This window comes from Nocardia heshunensis (assembly GCF_054782115.1).
Window position 1 is genome coordinate 40,369 of record NZ_BAAGTC010000027.1, and the last position, 17,091, is coordinate 57,459.

The 17,091-nt window shown below is 68.1% G+C and carries 16 protein-coding genes; 3 read left to right on the forward strand and 13 right to left on the reverse strand.

What is annotated here, in order from left to right; genetic code table 11:
• Positions 1-32 precede the first annotated feature (32 nt).
• From ACYVN4_RS41285 to ACYVN4_RS41310, 6 genes are read right to left on the reverse strand one after another with little or no spacing between them, the layout of a single operon-like run.
• Positions 33-800: a MerR family transcriptional regulator gene (locus tag ACYVN4_RS41285; RefSeq protein ID WP_460729072.1), complete on the reverse strand. Its 768-nt coding sequence runs from the start codon at positions 798-800 to the stop codon at positions 33-35.
• 10 nt (positions 801-810) lie between these two features.
• Positions 811-2,277 carry a flavin-containing monooxygenase gene (locus ACYVN4_RS41290; RefSeq protein ID WP_460729074.1) on the reverse strand — a complete coding sequence of 489 codons (1,467 nt, stop codon included), beginning with the start codon at positions 2,275-2,277 and terminating at the stop codon, positions 811-813.
• Positions 2,274-3,194: a ferritin-like domain-containing protein gene (locus ACYVN4_RS41295; protein WP_460729076.1), complete on the reverse strand. Its 921-nt coding sequence runs from the start codon at positions 3,192-3,194 to the stop codon at positions 2,274-2,276. Before ACYVN4_RS41295 ends, ACYVN4_RS41290 begins: the two co-directional genes overlap by 4 nt.
• Position 3,195: 1 nt before the next feature.
• Positions 3,196-4,092 (reverse strand): SDR family NAD(P)-dependent oxidoreductase, encoded by an 897-nt coding sequence (locus ACYVN4_RS41300; RefSeq protein WP_460729078.1) that lies wholly within the window; start codon positions 4,090-4,092, stop codon positions 3,196-3,198.
• Positions 4,093-4,094: 2 nt separating this feature from the next.
• The gene (locus ACYVN4_RS41305; protein ID WP_460729080.1) at positions 4,095-5,093 is read right to left on the reverse strand and encodes an alpha/beta hydrolase; all 999 of its coding nucleotides are present in this window, start codon (positions 5,091-5,093) and stop codon (positions 4,095-4,097) included.
• A gap of 54 nt (positions 5,094-5,147) precedes the next feature.
• On the reverse strand, positions 5,148-5,735 hold the full coding sequence (locus ACYVN4_RS41310) for a MerR family transcriptional regulator (protein ID WP_460729082.1): 588 nt from the start codon (positions 5,733-5,735) through the stop codon (positions 5,148-5,150).
• A 129-nt stretch (positions 5,736-5,864) separates the two neighbouring features.
• Between ACYVN4_RS41310 and ACYVN4_RS41315 the strand changes: the two genes are divergently transcribed.
• Positions 5,865-6,902, forward strand: coding sequence for an oxygenase MpaB family protein (locus ACYVN4_RS41315; protein ID WP_460729084.1), 1,038 nt, complete (start codon positions 5,865-5,867; stop codon positions 6,900-6,902).
• 60 nt (positions 6,903-6,962) lie between these two features.
• Here the strand turns inward: ACYVN4_RS41315 and ACYVN4_RS41320 are convergent, their stop codons facing one another.
• From ACYVN4_RS41320 to ACYVN4_RS41340, 5 genes are all read right to left on the reverse strand, one after another.
• A complete protein-coding gene (locus ACYVN4_RS41320) occupies positions 6,963-7,133 on the reverse strand; it encodes a hypothetical protein (RefSeq protein ID WP_460729086.1) in 171 nt (56 codons plus the stop codon).
• Between the two features lie 251 nt (positions 7,134-7,384).
• On the reverse strand, positions 7,385-8,401 hold the full coding sequence (locus ACYVN4_RS41325) for an LLM class flavin-dependent oxidoreductase (protein WP_460729088.1): 1,017 nt from the start codon (positions 8,399-8,401) through the stop codon (positions 7,385-7,387).
• Between the two features lie 45 nt (positions 8,402-8,446).
• Positions 8,447-9,637, reverse strand: coding sequence for a DUF1501 domain-containing protein (locus ACYVN4_RS41330; protein ID WP_460729090.1), 1,191 nt, complete (start codon positions 9,635-9,637; stop codon positions 8,447-8,449).
• 12 nt (positions 9,638-9,649) lie between these two features.
• The gene (locus tag ACYVN4_RS41335) at positions 9,650-10,954 is read right to left on the reverse strand and encodes a DUF1800 domain-containing protein (protein WP_460729092.1); all 1,305 of its coding nucleotides are present in this window, start codon (positions 10,952-10,954) and stop codon (positions 9,650-9,652) included.
• Between the two features lie 53 nt (positions 10,955-11,007).
• Positions 11,008-11,889, reverse strand: coding sequence for a class I SAM-dependent methyltransferase (locus tag ACYVN4_RS41340; protein ID WP_460729094.1), 882 nt, complete (start codon positions 11,887-11,889; stop codon positions 11,008-11,010).
• 29 nt (positions 11,890-11,918) lie between these two features.
• On the opposite strand from ACYVN4_RS41340, the gene ACYVN4_RS41345 reads away from it, so the two are divergent.
• Together ACYVN4_RS41345 and ACYVN4_RS41350 are read left to right on the forward strand one after the other, a co-directional pair.
• Positions 11,919-12,623, forward strand: a complete 705-nt coding sequence (locus tag ACYVN4_RS41345) for a haloacid dehalogenase type II (protein ID WP_460729425.1) — start codon at positions 11,919-11,921, stop codon at positions 12,621-12,623.
• A 55-nt stretch (positions 12,624-12,678) separates the two neighbouring features.
• Positions 12,679-14,055, forward strand: coding sequence for a TerD family protein (locus ACYVN4_RS41350; RefSeq protein ID WP_460729096.1), 1,377 nt, complete (start codon positions 12,679-12,681; stop codon positions 14,053-14,055).
• Between the two features lie 70 nt (positions 14,056-14,125).
• Here the strand turns inward: ACYVN4_RS41350 and ACYVN4_RS41355 are convergent, their stop codons facing one another.
• Both ACYVN4_RS41355 and ACYVN4_RS41360 read right to left on the reverse strand, forming a co-directional pair.
• Positions 14,126-15,436, reverse strand: coding sequence for a hypothetical protein (locus tag ACYVN4_RS41355; RefSeq protein ID WP_460729098.1), 1,311 nt, complete (start codon positions 15,434-15,436; stop codon positions 14,126-14,128).
• Between the two features lie 195 nt (positions 15,437-15,631).
• Complete coding sequence (locus ACYVN4_RS41360) at positions 15,632-16,726, reverse strand: TerD family protein (RefSeq protein WP_460729100.1); 1,095 nt, start codon at positions 16,724-16,726, stop codon at positions 15,632-15,634.
• Between the last annotated feature and the right edge of the window lie 365 nt (positions 16,727-17,091).

Below are 17,091 nucleotides of genomic sequence, written 5' to 3' on the forward strand. Positions count from 1 at the left end.
GACGATTCATCGCCGCTGGTCCACCGCTGGGATCAAGCGTCCTTGGTGCGGCGTTCGGCGGCGGTGGCGAGGTAGGTGCCGAGTTCGGCTTGGAGGACCTTGTCGAGGGCCTCGTCGAGGCCGTCGCGGACGGCTCGGGTGCCGAGTTCGCGCATGTGGTTGAGCATTTCGGTGGTTTCGGCGATCTCGGCGTCGGAGTCGGGGAGCCAGCCGGGGCCGTGCTCCTCGACGATGTGGTCCTTGGCGGCGACCACCATGAGGCGGGCGATGTCCTCGAGGCGGGCGACCACCGCGGCGTAGAGGTCGATGAGGCCGGGCAGGCGGATGCCGTAGGCGCTCAGGCCCGCGAAGGTCTCGAGCAGGTCGGGGCGGGTGAGTTCGGCGGTGTCCCCGTGCACATGGAGCAGGCCGAGCTCCTCGAGCCGGGCCAGCTGCGCGCCGTCGACCTGATGCTCGGGGGTGTCGCCGAAGAAGGTGTCGACGAGTTCGCGCGGAAGCTCCACCGGCTCATGGGATTTGCCCCAGGTATCGGTGACCGCGCTCTGCAGGCCGAGGATCTCGGTGAGATCCTTGCCCGTCTCCCAGCTGGTGATGAAGTCGGCGATGTGCGCGATGGTGAACCCGCGCTGCAGCAGCGCGTCGATGATGCGCAACCGGGCCAGGTGCGCGTCGTCGTAGATCAGGGCCCGCCCGCTGCGCCGAGTAGGCGTCGGGAGCAGGCCCTTCTCCTGGTACGCCCGCACATTGCGGGTGGTGGTGCCGGCGGCCTGGGCGAGATCGTCGATGCGGTAGTCCGCCATGGTCACGACACTAGCGCAGCTGGAAATCCGCCAGGTCCACCGTGGCCAGCTGCCGCGCGTACTGGGTACCGAAGCCGGGGTACATGGTGGCGTTGAAGCCGTCCTCGGTCAGATACCAGCTGCGGCAACCGGAGTTCCAGGTGGTCGCGTTCAACCGCCGCTGGATGCGCCGGTTGTAGCGGTCCTGCCGATCCTGCCGCGGCTCCAGCGCGCGCAGCCCCCGATCCAACACGATCTTGATCGCATCGGTGAGGTACTCGATCTGCGCCTCCATATAAACGAGCGCCGAATTGTGCCCCGGCCCCGAGTTCGGTCCGAAGGTGAGGAACAGATTCGGATACCCGGCCACGGTCACGCTCTTGAACGCGTACGCGCCGCCGCGCCACTCCTCGGCCAGCGACCGCCCGTCGCGACCCGTCACCGGAATCGGCGTGCCCGCCTTGGACACCTCGAAGCCGGTGGCGAACACGATGCAGTCGAAACGATGCTCGATGCCTTCGGCGGTGCGAATGCCCTGCGGCGACAGCTCCGCGATCGGCCAGGTGATGAGCTTGCAGTTCGGGCTCTGCAAGGCCGGGTAGTAGTCGCTGCTCATCAACAGCCGCTTGCAGCCCGCCCGGAAGTCGGGGGTCAGCTGGCGGCGCAGCCACGGATCACGCACCTGATTGCGCAGGTGCAGCAGCGCCACCGACTCGACGACCCGGGTCAGCGGCGTATTCCACACCACGCCCAGTGCCACCGACTCATGTCCCCAGAACCAGGCCTCGCGCGCCAGCGTCTGCGTGACCGGCACCTGCCGGTAGAGCTGCTTGGTGAGCCCGTTCGTGGCCCGGTCGACCCGCGGCAGCACCCAGCCGGGCGTGCGCTGGAAGACCTTCACCGCCGCGGCCTGCTTCACCAGTTCCGGAATGATCTGCACCGCACTGGCTCCGGTGCCGACCACGGCCACCTTCTTACCGGTGAAGTCGTAGTCGTGATCCCAGCGGGCACTGTGGATCTTGTGGCCCTCGTAGCTGTCGATACCCGGAATGTTCGGGTAACCGGCATTGGACAGCGGCCCGGAGGCGAGAATCACGGTGCGCGCCTGCACCTTTCGCCGACTGCCGCCGAACGACAGGCTCCACAGCCCGGCGTCCTCGTCGTACACGATCCCGGTCACGTTGTGGCCGAACCGGATATAGGGCGCGATGCCGAAATCCTCGACCATGGAGTCGATGTACCCGAGGATTTCGCCACTGCCGGAATAGGTTCGCGACCAGTCCGGGTTCGGCGCGAAACTGTAGGAGTACAGCCGCGACGGAATATCGCAGGCCGCACCGGGATAGGTGTTGTCCCGCCACGTGCCGCCGACGCGCTCGCCGCGCTCGAAGATCGCGAAGCCGTCGATCCCCTTCTGCCGCAGTCGAATGGCCGCGCCGATACCCGCGAATCCGGCGCCGATGATCGCCACATCCAGTGGCTTGCTCACGGCGTTCATGCGACGGGCTCGTAGGTGAGTTCCTTGGACCAGGTGGGCTGCGCGGGCAGCAGCCGCTCCGGAATCGCCCCGGTCAGCTTGACCAGCGCGTCCGCGAGCAGGTGATACGGGTGATCGCGGTTGATCACCCAGCCCGCATGCATTTTCACGATCCGGTACATGGGCACCCGGTTGGCGATCGGCGCCCGCTCGCCGACCTGCTTGAAGCGGGCCATGGCGGCGTAGAGCTTCTCCTCGTTCACGCCCATCTCGACAATGTTGTCGCGCATCTTGTTCAGCAGCGGCACATAGCTGAGCACCCCGATCATGAGCGAGGGCTTGACCCAGCCGCCCACCAGATCGATGGCCAACTTGCGCGCACTGCCGTGCCCGAGCAGTTCCATGACCGCATAATCGGTGGCCAGATGCCGGGATTCGTCATTGTTGATCTTCTTGAACACCTCCTGCGCCACCGGGTCGGTGATCTCGTCGGTGATGAACTTGATCAGCGCGCCGTCCAGCGCCACCTCGAGCATCGGGATGACGGTGCCCAGGAACGACAGCGACATCCCGTCGGAATACTTGTCCAGGAAGTCGATCACCAGCTTCACATTGATATTGGGCTGCGGGATCTCGTCACCGTCGAGCATGCCCCAACGCCGCATGAGCGCCAGTTCGGCATTGGCGTGCCGCTGCTCCTCGGCATGGAAGTAGCGGTAGATCTCGGCCAGCGTGGGGGTCGGGGCCTTCTTGGCCATGGCCGCGAAGCCGCGCGCGCCCACGTTCTCGATCCACATGAGATCGGCCATGAACGGCTTGAGCTTGGCGTGCAGCGCTGGGTCGATGAGCTCGGCTCCCGGTGCGTCCCAGTCGATATCGGCCAGTGCCCACTGCTTGGACTTGATCTTGGCCAGCATATTGTCGAAGTCGAAGGACATGTCACACTCCTGTCTTCAGAATGGTCGAGGGGGTCTTTGCCGAATCCGCTTGCGGCAAGACGCGATTCAGGACACCGAGGGCCTGGGTGTAGAGGGCGGGGAAGTGGCGCTTGAGATGCCAGACCACGCGAGCATCCAACTGCGGCACGACATAGAGTCCGCCCCGGTCGTGTGCGTCGAGGGTGGTGCGGGCGACCCGTTCGGGCGAGAACCCGGTCCAGCGCATGAGCTCGTCGGCCAGGCGTGAGGATCCGGACGTGATCCGCCCGTCGGCAACCACATTGGTCTTGACGAAGGTCGGGCACAGCGCGGTGACTGCCACCCCGGTGCCCGCCAGCTCGGCCGCCATGGTCTCCGACAGCGACACCACCGCCGCCTTGGACACGTTGTAGGCGGCCATGCCGGGCGCGGCGGCGAATCCGGCCGCCGAGGCCACATTGATGATGCCGCCGCGCCCGGCCGCCCGCAGCCGGGGCGCGAAGATCTCGCAGCCGTAGACCACGCCCCAGAGATTGATGCCGAGCGCCCACTCCCAGTCACCGAAGCCGATGTCGCCCACGGGCTTTCCCCCGATGCCGACTCCGGCGTTATTGATCACCAGGGTCGGCACGCCGCCGAAAACCGACTCCGCGTATCCGGCCAGGCTCTCGATATCCTCGCGCCGCGACACGTCGCAGAAGAACGCATGGGCGGTGCCGCCGTGCCGCTCGATCAGCCGCACCGTCTCGTCCGCGCGGTCCTTGTCGATGTCCGCGCACACCACTTCCCCACCGCGCGCGGCGAGTTCGAGCGCGAAAGCCCGCCCGATACCGCTGCCCGCGCCGGTGACCACGGCCTTGGCGTGGTGCGATCGGCGCTTGCCGCCCAGCGCGAACACCATCTCATCGATCGGCCACATACTCAGCTCACCTGCTTCCGCGCGGGCGAATCCGACCGCGCCAGTGTCGAAGTCACGAAACGCGCGGTCCGGCGCAGTGCCGCGGCCGCCTCGGGGACCAGCAGCGGCAGCGCCTGGAACACATGGATCCGGCCGGGCCACAGCTCCAGCTCGCACGAAACACCGGCCGCCGCGGCCATTTCCCGCAGGTGCCGGGCGTCGTCGGCGAGCATCTCCCCCGCGCTGGCCTGCACGAACAGCGGCGGCAGCTCGATACCGGAGGGAATCCGCAGCCGCAGTCGCGGCGAATCCGCCGGTTCCGCAGCCGTATACAGCTCGATGAGCCGCCGCCCCACCCACGCCGGGGCCATGGGATCGGGCAGCACCCGGTCCCGCCGCTCGGCGAGGGTCAGCGTCGGATCCATGAGCGGTGAGAACATGAACGCCCCGGCGGGCTGCGCGACCCCGGCGATCGCGTTCTGCAACAACAGATCCAAGGTAAGATGACAGCCCGCCGAATCGCCGCCGATCACCAGATCGCTTGCGCGGTAACCGTGTTCGAGCAGCCACCGATACCCGGCGGCCGCGTCCTGCGCCGCCGCGGGAAACGGATGCTCCGGCGCGAGCCGGTAGTCGATCACGAATACCGGCAGCCCGGTCGCCTTCGACAGCCGCGACGCCAGTCCGCGATGGGTGCGCGCCGAGCACACCACGTACCCACTGCCGTGGATGTAGTAGATGGCCCGATCCCCGTGCCGAACCCCGGCCGCGCGCACCCATTCGCCGCGTACCCCGCCGGAGTCGACCGGCATGACCGAGGTTCCGGGCAGGGTCGGCCCGAAGGCGGCCATGATGCCCGCGATGAGCCCGCGCCCGGCCTCGATTCCGATTCGATTGTTCGGCAACAACCCGTTGACCTGCCGCAACCCCACCACCGAGGCGGCGGCCGCGATGCGCGTGCGCGTCGCCGCCCGCGTGGGCACCGCCTCGGACGGGAAGGTCGCCATTGACCTTGTACTCATGAGCGAAGCATCGCCGCTCAATGTGCCAGTTGTCAATGGCACATTAGTAACAACCTAGGAACTGGTCGGCAGATACCGCCGTCGTTCCTCCTGCATACGCTCCACATCGGCCGGGCTCAGCGCGGCGAACGCCGCCTCACGGCGACGGAACATCTCCGCCCGCTGCTCCTCGGTCAGCTGCGCCATCGCCGCTTCGCGGCGCTGCGCCATACGCGCGAACTCTTCCGGTGTCATCGGCTGATTCATGGTCACCATCTCCTCGATCAATCGCAGGAACTCCGTTGCCGACGGCTCGGCCACCCGGTCGAGACCGTCACGCACACCGAGCAGCCGGGCCCGCAGCCGCAGCGCCCGCGCGATCCGCTCGTCGAGCACCTCGACCTGCTGCCGGATCAGTTCCCGGGGGTCGTGATCGGGCGTCTCGGCCAGCAGCCCGGCGATCTCGTCGAGCGCGAACCCGAAGCCGCGCAACGCGATCACTCGATGCAGCCGCCGGACGTCCGCGGCGGTGTAGCAGCGATGCCCGCCCCCGGTCCGCGAGGACGCGCTCACCAGCCCGAGCCGGTCGTAGTGGTGCAGCGTGCGCACGGTCACCCCGGTCTCGCGGGCCAATTCGCCGACCCGCCAGGTCCGCTCGGTCATCGCAGCCTCCCCTCGAACGTCCATCGAGCCTCCTCGGTGTGCTCAACCCACGCTAGAACCTGACGTTACGTCGGTTTCAAGAGTGAGCCCGGACACATTTCGAATGCCTGGAACTGATACTTTTCGGCTATGACGGACTGGGTGTCGACGGGTGGCGAGACGGGCAGTGCGCGAACGAAACCACTGGCATGGCTGACGGCCCCGGTGGAACCTGCCGGGGACAACGGATTCTTCGGTCCGGGGTCGGTGACCTGGAAGGTATGGGGCTATCCGACCGGGCTGTCGGTGGGATTTCAGCGGGCGGTGGTCATCGAGGAACTGGACCCGTTCCTGGTGGCCTCGGTGCAGCACACCGGAAAGGTGTACAGCCAGGCCAGAACTCGCTACGACCACACCCTCGCGTACTTCTCGACGGTGCTGTTCGGGGACACCGAGACCGCGACCAAGGCGTCTTCGGTGCTGATGAAGATCCACGCCAAGACCGGCGTGGGCATCGAACCGGTATCCGGATTGCCCTACGACGCCAATGATCCCGACTCCCAGCTGTGGATTCACCTCACCGCGTGGCATTCGATCCTCTACGTCTACGAGCAGTTCGGGCCCGGACCGCTCTCCGACGCCGAGGAGCATCAGTTCTGGAACGAGTGCGCGATCGCCGCGCAGTTGCAGACCTGCGATCCGGAGCAGGTACCGCGCACCCGGGAGGGAATTCGCGCCTACTTCGAGGACATCCGGCCGCGCCTGGCCGCCAGCGAGATCACCCAGCAGATGATGGATCACCTGCTCAACGCGCGGGTCATGTACCCGCCACTGCTGGGCCGCCTCGGCCCCTTCGCCTGGGTGGCGAACAAATTCCTGCGCACGGCCACCATCGCGACGCTGCCGCACTGGCAGCGCGATCTGGCCGCGATCCGGCAGGGCCGGATGGCCGATCTGCTGGTGCGGATGCTGGCCAAGCCGGTCTTCTGGGGGCTGTCCAAGAGCGGCCGTCTGCAATTGACGCTGCTGGCCTGGCTGTCGCCGTCGACGGCCCCGATCGCCGCGCCGTTCCTGCGCAAGGTTCCCGCGCGCGACCCGCGCACGCTCACGCCCGCCGAAGCGTTCGCGCACTGGCGTGTGCCGCCCCCGGCCGAGCTGAACGCCCGGCTGCATCGGACCGCCGAATAGCGAAAAGCCAACTGCCCCGAGCGATTCGGGGCAGTTGGCGGAGTTGGTTATCCCGTGGACTCAGCGTGCGGCGTGGGCGCCGAGGGCGGCGGTGAAGATCGCGGGCCGAGCGAGCGAGGCGCGCAGATTGGCGCGTTCCTGAGCGCTCAGCGCGGACCGGGAGCGCCGCGGCGCATCACCCAGTACCGACAACACGGTGAGTGGATTACGGGAGAAGTTGATGAAAGCCATGACAGCCCTCCTTCAGGAGATAGGCCGGCTCATCCCGCTACAGAAAGTTGGCTCCGATGCGGTGGGCCGGGGTAGATGGGAGTGCGTGAATCGGTCTCGGACACGGACTGTCGCCGTGATTCATTCGTCCCTCACCTCCTCATGCTCGCCGTGATACCGATTTACCTACCTCGTTCGTCACGAGGCACAGAACGGCCATTATTACCTAAATTCGACCGACCAGTCAAATTCTGTTCACCTTCTGTTCACCTTCATAGGCTTACGGCGGCCGTGCGCAGACCCACCGCGGCGGCCAGCCGACGATGCGATTCCAGCCGGGCGGACCGGTCATAGGTGCTGGTGTGGACCAGGAATTCGTCGGCCTCGGTGCGGCGCAGCAGGCGGTCCAGGTCGGCGAGCACCTCGGCCTCGGTCCCGGCCAGGTGGCCGCGCAGGGAATCCTCGAAGATCCGGCGCTGCCGCTCGGTCATCGGTTCGCGCTCGATCACCTCGGGCGGCAGCAGCGGCGGGAATTCCCCGCGGGTGCGCGACCAGGCGGCCGACCACGCCTCGGGCAGCAGCAGGCGATGGGCCTGTTCGGTGGTGTCGGCGATCACCACCGAACCCGACAGCACTACATAAGGGGCGTCGCCGCCGGGGCCCGGCCGGAACGCGGCTCGGTAGCCCTCGATCGCCTCGACCATGGCGTCCTCACCGGTCACGGCCGCGATGACCAGCGGCAGGCCGAAACGCGCGGCCCGCTCCGCACCCGATCCGGTGGCCAGCAGGAACGCGGGCACCCGCAGGCCCTCGGCAGGCCAGGCGTGCACGCCCTGGCGAGCGCCCTCGAAATAGGCCAGCAGCTCGGTCAATTGCGCGTCGAAGTCCTCGGCGTCGCGCTTGTCGTGGCCGAGGGCACGCCGCACCCCGTCGGTGAAGCCGACCGACCGGCCCAGTCCCATATCGATGCGGCCCGGATACAGCGACTCCAGCGTGCCGAACTGTTCGGCGACCACCAGCGGCTGATGGTTGGGCAGCATGACGCCGCCGGTGCCGACCCGGATGCGGGAGGTGGCCGCCGCGACCGCGGCCGCCAGCACGGTCGGCGCGGACCCCGCGACCCCGGGCACGCTGTGGTGCTCGGATACCCAGAAGCGGTGGTAGCCCCAGTCCTCGGCCAGCCGGGCGAAGTCGACCGTCTCGCGCAGGGCCTCGGGGTGTGGCTGACCGGCGCGGACCCGGGAACGGTCCAGGATCGAGAAGCGAATCGCCTGCCATGCCGGAGTCATGCCCATTGCCAACGCCGGTGGCGGAGTTTGATTCCGGGCCGGGTCTCAGGCCGAGAGCAGGCCCAGGTCGGTGCGGCCCGCGCCGACCACCGGGGTGGGATCGGCGTCCAGGACCCGGTGCAGCAGTTCGTGATAGATGTCGCGGAAGTCGACGGTGGCCTTCAGGTCGCCGTTGTCGAGGTCGGTGAGACTGGGTTCGGCACCGTGGAAACCGGCGGCCACCGGCACACCGGCGAGGAGGACGGGTCCGGCGGTGCCGTGGTCGGTGCCCTGGGAGGCATTGGCGACCACGCGGCGGCCGAACTCGCTGTAGGCGAGCAGCACGACGTCGCGGCCGCGCGGATGCGTGGACAGGTCCTTCAGGAACGCGGTGACCGCGGTGTCGAGGCGGCCCAGCAACTGCTCCTGGGTGTGGCGTTCGTCGGCGTGGGTGTCGAAGCCGCCGAGGCTCACCGAGTAGACCCGGGTCGGGACACCGGCCTTGATGCACTGCGAGACCAGGTCGAACTGGGCGGTCAGCGCGTCGATCTGCTTACCGGGTCGCTGCGGGGCCGGAAGGCTTTGCCGGACAGTCTGTTCGGCCTGGTAGCCGGTGCAGACCTGCAAGCGGGCCGAGCTGTCGGCGGGATCGGCGGTGGCGAGCCCGGACAGGGCTGCGGCCAGGTCGGCCGAGAGCGGCGCCGAGGCCGGATCCAGGGCTGCCGCAGTGTGTTTCGCACCGAGCGCCAGTTGCGGCAGTACCGCGCCGATGTTCACGGCACGGACCGGGTCGTCGCCGGTGGCGTCCAGCCAGCGCCCGATCCAGCCGGTCGGTACCGGTTCCCCCGGCGAGGCGGTCTGCCAGATATCCATGGAGCGGAAGTGGCTGTGGTCGGGTTTGGGGTAGCCGACGCCGCGCACGATGGCGAGTTTTCGGTCCTGCCACAGTCCCTGCAACCCCTTCAGCGCCGGGTTCAGACCGAGCTGGTCATCGAGGTGCAGAACTTCCTCGGGGCGGTAAGACAATTCGGGCCGGGCATCGTGATAGGCGTTGTCCGCGTAGGGGATCACGGTGTTGACGCCGTCGTTGCCGCCGTACATCGTGAGCACCACCAGGATTCCGGAGCCCGCCGCCAGCGGGGTGGTGCTGGCGCGCTGCCGGAGTTCGTCCCAGGTGATGGCGGACGCACCGGCCACGCCGAGCACACCCAGCACGCCGGTGCCGACCAGGAATTGCCTGCGACTGACTTGTGCCATGGTGCATCGCCTTCAGCTGGTGAGGTATTCGGGCGTATTGACGGCCAGGGCGGCCAACCGGGGTGGCTGATCGACGACCGTGGTCAGCACCTTCGCGCTGCGGTCGGACCAGGACCCGACGCCGAGCAGATGCGCGGTGACGTCCAAGCGATCGGCACGACTCGCCCCGGTGATCGGCGACAGGTCCGCCTGTTTCACCAGATTCGTTGCCGCCGTGAGTCTTACCTGCGCCGCGGCACTGGACATCCAGCCCTGGCCACGCGGCCAGCCGCCGACGCTGGGCGGATAGAACGGCAGTTGGCCGAGCGTGCGCAGGGTGTTGACGAGCGTGCGCACCTGAGCGTCGTCGGTGAGGGGGACCCGCAGCGCGCGTACCGCGCCGATCAGCCATTCGACCGGGCCGACCACGACGGTGTCTCGGGCAGAGGTGAATTCGGGGTCGGTGAACACGGCGGTGATCAGGGCGGACAGGTCACGCCCCGGGCCGTAGGCGGTGGTGAGCCGGGCGCGGGCAGCATCCGAGGGCGGATCGTCGGAGGCGAGCAGCTGCCACAGGCTGCCCGCCACGAAGGCCGCGGATTCGGGCCGGGCCAGCACGGCATTGCAGAAGGCCGTGGCGTCGAGCGGACCCGTCACTCCCAGCACGGTTTTCGAGCCGCCGTCGTGGCGCGCGGCCTGGAAGGCGGCGGCCCCGCCGGTGATGGTCCAGCCGGTCAGGGCGCGGGCGCCCTCGCGCACATCGGCTTCGGTGTACCCGTTGCCGTGCCCGAGCGCGAACAGTTCCATGAATTCGCGCGAGAGGTTCTCGTTGGGCGCTTTCGCGGTGCTGGTGACGCCGTCGAGCCAGCGCAGCATGGCCGGATCGACGAGCATGGCGTAGGCGAGGGTGGTGAAGTCGCCCGCGCCGTGCGCCCGCAGGGTCGCGTTCTGGGCGGCCATCTCGGCGGCATTGCGCACCTTGGTGGCGGAGGTCGCGAAGTGGTTGTGCCAGGCCAGGGTCAGCTTCTCCCGGACCGGCACCCGCACCGCCGCCATCCGTCGCAGCCACCACAGGGTGAGGGTGTCGAGCTGGCCGGTGATGTGGGCCTGGTACTGCTTGCGGACCTCGGCGGTCGCGCTCTTGCCGGGCGGTGCGGGCGGCTCGAAGCGCGGTATCGGGGTGGCCTGCGCGCCCGGATCGGACTCCGGGTCGCCGATCAGCGCAGTACGCAGGTAGGCCGCCACATCCGTGACGGCGTCGATCTCGGACCCGGTCGCCCCGAAGCCGGTTCGCCGCAGCACTCGCGCGGTTCGCATCCAGTCCGGTGACAGGCCCATGCTCCGAGTATCGGCCGCCCGGAGGCCGGTTCCGGGCGGTGTCTCACGGAGTTTCAGTCAATCTTCAGACCCGGCTCGAGACCGCGGCTCGCGCACAGCAGCCGGGCGGGACCGGCCGCCGTGCCCACCCCGTGGTCCGCGCCGAGGTAGCGGTCCATCAGTTCGGCGAAGGTCCACTGCTCGACGGTGTCGAAACCGAAGGACCGCACCGACTCCGCGAAATCCTCGGCCTCCATGAAGCTGAGAATGGGTTCGTTCGTCTTCGCGATCCGTTCGATGCGCTGCCGCAGGGCCTCGCGTTCCTCGGCATTCGCGCCCCGGCCGAGATAGTCGGCCACCACCCGCACCGGCTGCGTCTGATCGGCGATGAATCGCAGCGTGTCCGCGATCGCCTCGCCGGTCAGGTACATCACGACGCCCAGCCAGACGAAGACGGCCGGTTCGTCGCGGCGGAAGCCGGCGTCGGCCAAACCCGCTGACAGCGTGCCGGTTTCGAAATCGACCGGCACGAAGGTGAGCGATGCGGGGATCTCGATGCCGGAGTCCGCGAGCAGTTCGCGCTTCCACTGCTGGGTGTCGGGGTGGTCGACCTCGAAAACTTGCAGCCCGACATAGGGATTCCGATAGCCGAACGTGTCCAGCCCGGCCCCGAGAATCACGACCTGCCGGGTGCCGGACGCGGCGGCCTCGGCGACCACGTCCTCGGCGAGCCGGGCGCGCGCTGCCAGAAAGTACCGTCGCCCACGCCGCAGCGGATCATTGCCGCCGGGCTGGTCGAGGGTGGCGGTGTCCAGGTCGCCGATCCGTTCCGGCGGCACCCCCAGAATGCGTGCCGCCAAGGGGTCGGTGAAGACCCGCGGCTCCCCCGAAAGCTGGTGATAGGCACGCGCGTACGCCGTCGCCAGCGCGGTGCGGCTGGCCCTCCCGGTCTCCATGGCGGCCATCCTAGGCCGGTCGTGATTGGATCGATCTTGTGTTGAGGGCTTTGTTGTTCGATGTGCAGGGAACGGCGACCGACTTCCATTCGACGATTCGAACCGCGGCCGCGTCGATCGCGGGCCCGCTCGCGCCGGGCCACGATTGGTCCGACTTCGTGAACAGGTGGCGGGCCGCCTATTTCACCGAGACGTCGCAACACCCGGAATCCGATACCTGGGTGAGCGTGTCCTCGATCTACCGCGCGACCCTGGACCCGCTGCTGGAGTCCGACGGCATCGACCTGGGTAAGGCCGAACGCGACGAGCTCGCACGGGCCTGGTCGCGACTGCAACCCTGGCCGGATACCGTGCCCGGACTGACGCGGTTGCGTGAGCGGTTCACACTGGCCACCCTGTCGAACGCGGATGTGAGTGCGGTGGTGGAGATTTCGCGGCGGGCGGAGCTGCCCTGGCACGCGATCTTCGCGGCGGAGATGGTGGGGGTGTTCAAGCCGGATCCGCGCACCTACCGTCTCGCGGCACGCTATCTGGGTTTCGAGCCCTCGGAGATCATGATGGTCGCCAGCCACAAGTACGACATCCGCGCGGCCCGGGAACTGGGATTCGCGACGGCGTTCGTGGCCCGGCCGCTCGAATACGGCGATCCGGCGCTCGGTGATGCCGAGTTCTCCCCCGAGTTCGATATCAATGCAGTGGATTTCCTGGATCTGGCCGACCAGCTCGGGTGCTGAGCGCCACGCAGGCTCCTAGAGTGGCAGCAGGCGTTTCGATACGGGAGGGTCGGCCTTGTCCACTGCACTGATCAAGGGCCAGAACGGGGCTTTGAATGCCGCGGAGGTGGTGGTCACCGTGCAGGTCGCGGTGCCCGCCGAATTGTCCGCGCTGCTGGTGACCGAGCAGGGGAAGGTGCGCTCGGACGCCGATTTCGTGTTCTACAACCAGCCCGCGGGTCCGGGGGTGCGGCTGCGCAACGGGGTCGCCGGGCAGCCCGCCGAGCTGGTGGTGTCGCTGGCGCAGATACCCGCGGATATCGCGCAGATCCGGGCGGTGATCACGCTGGACGGGGCCGGGGCGACCTTCGGGCGGATTGCGCCGCCGGTCGCGGTGGTCACCGATCAGGGCGGGAATCGGCTCTACGAGTACCGGATCGAGGATCTGCAGACCGAGTCGATCGTGATCGCCCTGGAGCTCTACCGGCGCTACGGGGCCTGGAAGGTCCGTGCGGTCGGGCAGGGGTATGCGGGCGGGTTCGCGGCGCTGGTGACCGACCACGGGGTGAGTGTCGAGGAACCCGCGCCCGTGGAACGCGCCCCCTCGGCGACCGCCCCGCCGCCGCCTCCCCCGCCTCCGGTGTCGGCGTACCCGCCGCCGGTCGAACCGACCTATGTGACACCGAGTTCGCCGTACCCCACGACACCACCGTCTACGCCCTCGTATCCCCCTCCGCCACCGGCGAATCCGGCCTACCCGCCCCAGCCGAATCCGGCCTACACCCCTGCGCCGTCCGGATACGCAACCCCGCAACCCGGGCCCGCGGCCGTGCCCCCGCCCGCTGCGAACGGCGAGCTGTCGCGTGGGCGGCCGGTGAATCTGTCCAAGGGCCAGCGCGTCACCCTGCGCAAGGAGGGCGGCGTCGCACTGACCCGGATCCGCATGGGGCTGGGCTGGGATCCGGCCAAGCAGGGCGGGCTGTTCGGGCGGCGCGCGGTGAATATCGACCTGGATGCCTGGGTGGCGCTGTTCTCCGACCGGCATCTGGTGGATGTGGCCTACTACGGGCAGTTGACGTCCAAGGACGGTTCGATCCGCCATTCCGGGGACAATCTGGTCGGCGGCGGCGGGGTGGGCGACGACGAGCAGATCGCCGTGGACCTGACTCGCGTTCCGCGCCACGTCAATACGCTGCTGTTCATCGTCACCTCGTATCAGGGCCACACCTTCGAGCAGGTCAGCAATGCCTACTGCCGGTTGGTGGACGACACCACGCAGGCCGAGCTGGCCCGCTACGCGCTGGCGGGCGGCATGCCGTTCACCGCGATCGCCATGGCGAAGGTGCTGCGGGCGGGCGGCGAGTGGCGGCTGGAGGCCATCGGCGAGGGCTTCCAGGCCAAGCATCCGGGCGAGGCGGTGCCGCAACTCGGCCGCTTCATCACCGTCGAATGACCTGATCACCGTCGAATGACGGTGGGGGCGCGTCCATTCGGACGCGCCCCCAATCCTTCGAGCCGGGGTGTCAGGCCCCGTACCGCAGCACCACGAAGTTGTCGCCCTGGGTGGCGTCCTTGGTGGTGCCCGCCACCACGATCTCACCGTTGGCCTGCAGGGCCAGGGCATTGCCGTGATCGGCCGCCGTGCCGAGGTCGGTGCTCACCAGCCCGCTCTGCCCGAAACCGCTGTCCGGCTTGCCATCCGGGGTGAAGCGGGCCAGCGCGATATTGTCGCCGGTCGCGGTCCCACTGCTGGTGCCGACGACGACGATCTTCCCGTCCGTCGCGAGCGCGACATCGGCCGCCACATCGGATTTGCCGCCGAAGTCCGCCGTCACCGAGCCGTTCGATCCGAATGCGGTGTCCGCCTTGCCATCCGGCAGGTACCGGACCACGAGGAAGTTGTCACCCTGCACCGGATCCTTGGTGCTGCCCGCGACCACGATCTTCCCGTCGGACTGCACGGCCACGGCATTGGCGTGGTCGGCGGCCGTACCGAGGTCGGTGCTCACCAGCCCGCCGGTGCCGAAACCGGCGTCCAGCTTGCCATCCGAGCCGTAGCGGGCCACCGCGATATTGTCCCCGGTGGTGGTGCCGTGGCTGGTGCCCGCGACGACGATCTTCCCATCGGCTTGCACCACAATGGATTTCGCCACATCCGACTTGCCGCCGAAGTCCGTGGAGACCTTGCCGTTGTCACCGAATCCGCTGTCCAGCTTGCCGTCCGGCGCGTACCGCACCACCACGAAGTTGTCGCCCTGCGTGGGATCCATGGTGCTGCCCGCCACCAGGATCTTCCCGTCGGACTGCACGGCCACCGCATTGCCGTGATCGGCGGCCGTCCCCAGATCGGTGCTCACCTGGCCGCCGGTGCCGAACCCTGCGTCCAGCTTGCCATCCGAGCCGTAGCGGGCCACCGCGATATTGTCCCCGGTGGCGGTGCCGTGGCTGGTGCCCACGACCACGAGCTTGCCGTCGGACTGAATGGCGACCGCGGCCGCCACGTCCGACTTGCCGCCGAAGTCGGTGATCGCCTTTCCACCGTTGCCGAAACCGTTGTCCAGCTTGCCATCCGACGTGTATCGCACGACGGCGAAGTTGTCGCCCTGGGCCGGGTCCTGGGTGCTGCCGACCGCGACGATCTTGCCGTCCGGCTGCACGACGACGGCATTGGCACGGTCAGCCGCCGAGCCCAGATCGGTGGACACCTTGCCGCCGGAGCCGAACCCGGAGTCCAGGACGCCTGCGGAGATGGAGGTGCCGTGGGCGCCGGCGCAGGCGCTGATGGTGAGTCCGGCAATGGCGACGAATATCGGAGCGAAGATCGCTTTCGGCACTGATCCGAGCCGACGGGACGTGCGCAACATGTGAGCTACCTCGTTTCAACAATGGAAGGGGGTAGAGCAGCACAAGATTGAGAGCCACGAGAACGTCGACCAGTATGGCCGGAATCAGCATCCGCAGGGCCGGGATGAACCTGTTCACCCGCGGCGCACCGGCGACCCGCCGTTAAGATCAGCGGCGGCCCGCCGTCACAGGAAGGGCGCGACCTGAGCGGCCGCCTCGACCGGGTGGCTGGCCTGGATCGGATGACCGAGCGCCTGCACCTTCCAGATGCCGTCCTCCCGATGCACTTTCGCCACCACCATGCCGGTGTGCGCGCCGCCCGCGCTCAGATTGGATCGGGTGAGCTCGGTGCTGGTGGTGCCGTCGATCAAGCGCCAGAAGGAATTGCGCACCCGCTCGAAGGTGTGCCCGGCATAGGAGGTGATCACGAAGACGATGGCGGTGACGTGCGAACCGACCCGGGTCAGGTCGACGGTGATGACCTCGTCGTCGCCCTTGCCCTCACCGGTGAGGTTGTCGCCGGAGTGCCGGATGGCGCCGTCCTTGGTGACCAACTGGCTGAAGTAGGCGACATCGATCAGGTCGTTCCCGGCGTACACCAGGGCCGAGGCGTCGAGGTCGATCTCGACCGGGCGCGTGCCCCACTTGTGCTGCACATGAACGGGATCCCAGCCCAACCCCATCTTGACGAAGGTCAGGTCGGTGCCCTGGCGCCGCAGCGCGACGGTGTCGCCGGTCTTCAGCACGGGTGCGATCACCGGAGTGGCCGGGCGGGCCGCCTGGGAGGAATTGCTCACGGATACGCCGTGATCGGCGACCAGGGCCGCGAATCCGCGCGGATGCCCGAAGCCGACGGCGCGGGCGTACCAGCCGTCGTCGCCGCGGTCGAGATCCACCGCGGCCACCGTCGTCTCATTGCCCAGATTGTCGATCACGTACTCGTACAGCTGGTTTCCCCGGTCGTCGGCAATGCCGATATGCGGCGCGGGGAAGTCACCGAGCCGGCCGTTGCGGTCGTCGAGGGTGACCACGATCCGAATGTGCGCCACGCCCTGCGGCACCGCCGCCAGGCTGACGGCGACGGCGTTCTGGCCGGGCACGAGTCGCACGCCGGGTCCGGACGGTTGGTTGTAGAAGATCAGATCATTGTCACCGCGGACCATGCCGCGGTCGGTCAACAACAGCGCGGACAGGTCGATCCCCGCGCTGAAGTGCACCGTCACGGTGACGTCCGCGACGCCGAGTTCCCCGGTCTGCCCCTGGGTGAGAAGTGCGGCCACCCTCCCACTCTATGGGAATGCTCCGTCACCTGGATGAAACGAAGCCATACCGCTTTTCCTCGCGCCCGCCGCCCGGATCATTGTCCGATCCGCCGGGATTGTCTGGGTCAATTACCTTGGGCGGCAACGGCCGCCGGGGCGCGGCCATAGGTGATTATCGATCGCAAATCAATGGCAGCCGAAATGCGATACGGCACAAAACTAGCCAAGCGTCCATGTCTACCCTCAGGTAAGCTACTGGCCAGTATTTGATGTAGGTAACGGCCCGGCGAGGGCCCGAGGGAAGGTCCGACGGGGAGGTCGGGCGAAGCAAGCCAGGATGGGGTACAGGTGTTGATCGGCCGGTCGAAATTGCCATTCGGCTT